The organism is uncultured Campylobacter sp. (genome assembly GCF_937997595.1).
GTDB lineage: Bacteria > Campylobacterota > Campylobacteria > Campylobacterales > Campylobacteraceae > Campylobacter_B.
Genome location: NZ_CALKTS010000109.1, coordinates 1 through 1,597 on the forward strand (window position 1 = coordinate 1; position 1,597 = coordinate 1,597).

Annotated in this window: 1 protein-coding gene; it reads left to right on the top strand. The window is 51.2% G+C overall.

Annotation, left to right across the window (positions count from 1 at the left end):
* The coding region (locus tag Q0614_RS03880; RefSeq protein ID WP_298786674.1) for a Sua5/YciO/YrdC/YwlC family protein at window positions 1–1,597 on the top strand (1,597 nt) is incomplete at both ends.

A 1,597-nucleotide genomic window follows, 5' to 3' on the forward strand; every position in this document is an offset into this window, starting at 1 on the left:
AGTCTATTTCGCAAAATTCGGCGAATATGCAGGGCTTCCGATATGCCGTAAATGCGAACCTACAGAGCATGGATGCGAATTCGAGCTTGCTGCAAGTAGCAGGCGAGCTGGAACCGCGGCAAACAATTAACGAGCCAAATTTACAGCTTGCAGCTGATAAGAGAAACTCGCAATGCGCTGCGTGCGAGTCTGGTTCGCAACAGACGATAAATTTACAAGATTCATGCTCTGCACAGGCGTGCACGGCGGACGCGCGCGGCGCCCATTCCGATAGCGAGGTCGATTTCGTGCGTTTGCCCGCAAGCTTTTCTGCGATTTTTAAGGCGGGTGCGATTTTTATCGCTCCAAGCGTGGCGCCGAACCTTAATAAAGTCGGCATTTTCCTAGCCAACACCGGCGTGCATCTGCTGCTTTTTGAATACTTTGATCGCCCGATCGTCGCCACAAGCGCCAACATTAGCGGCGAACCCATTATTTTTAACGCCGAGGAGCTGCGCGCGAAGCTAGGCAGCGTCATCTCGTTTTACCTGGATAACGACCGCGAAATTTTAACGCCGAGCGACGATAGCATCGCCTTTTTACCGCAGTTTGAAGCGCGAGCTTCGGCGCCCGGTTCAAAAACGGCTTATAGCTCCGGTAAAATTTCCGCATCGCTTCCGACCTGTACCCAGACGGAAAACTCTGCGCAAAATTCCATTCTAACACAGAATTCTGCGACCGTACGAACCCTTATCGCACCGCAAAATTTTAATGGAAATTCCACGGACGGGCTAAATTTTGAGAGCTCGCAAAGACCTTCCGATACGGATACAAGTTGCGACGTCGTAAATTTTACTTCCAAAAACAACTCCAACGCCATAAATTCAGCGCCTCAAAAAAACCAGAACGATGCAAATTCTGTCGCCGAAGCGAAACCTGTTTGCGAAACGAAATCCGCCTGCGCCGCAGGTATCGCAAATTTAGCAAACGATGCAAATCCCACAAGCCCCGTAAATTTCGCAAATGCCGCAAAACCGACAAGTAGCGCAAATTTGGCGAGCTACACAAATTTTTCCGCCGAAGCGGACGCTTTAGATCACGCGCTATTTTTGCGAACATCTCGCGGAATGAATCCAAAAATTTTCCCTAGCAAGTTCCAGCTAAAAGGCACTTTCCTGGCGCTCGGAGCGGAGCTTAAAAATGAGTTTGCGATCTACAAAGACGGGCAAATTTTCATCTCGCCCTACATCGGCGATCTTAAAAACGTCGCCACGAATGAGCGATTTTTCGCGCTTTTGGATATGTTCGTGCGCGCCTACGAGCTGAAGTTCGACGCCGTCATCGCGGATCTGCACCCGCAGTTTTCGCACACGCGATTTTTCGAGCAGCGCGGATATCCAGTGATCCGCTACCAGCACCATTTCGCGCATCTGGTGTCGAATCTAGCGCAAAATGAGCTGCTTTTTAGCGGCAAAAAATACCTCGGTTTCTGCTTCGACGGCACCGGCTACGGCACGGACGGCACGATCTGGGGGGGCGAGGTGATGGTGTTTGACCCGCACGGCTACCATCGCGTCGCAAAATTCGACGAGATCGCGCTTATCGGCGGCGAGAATGC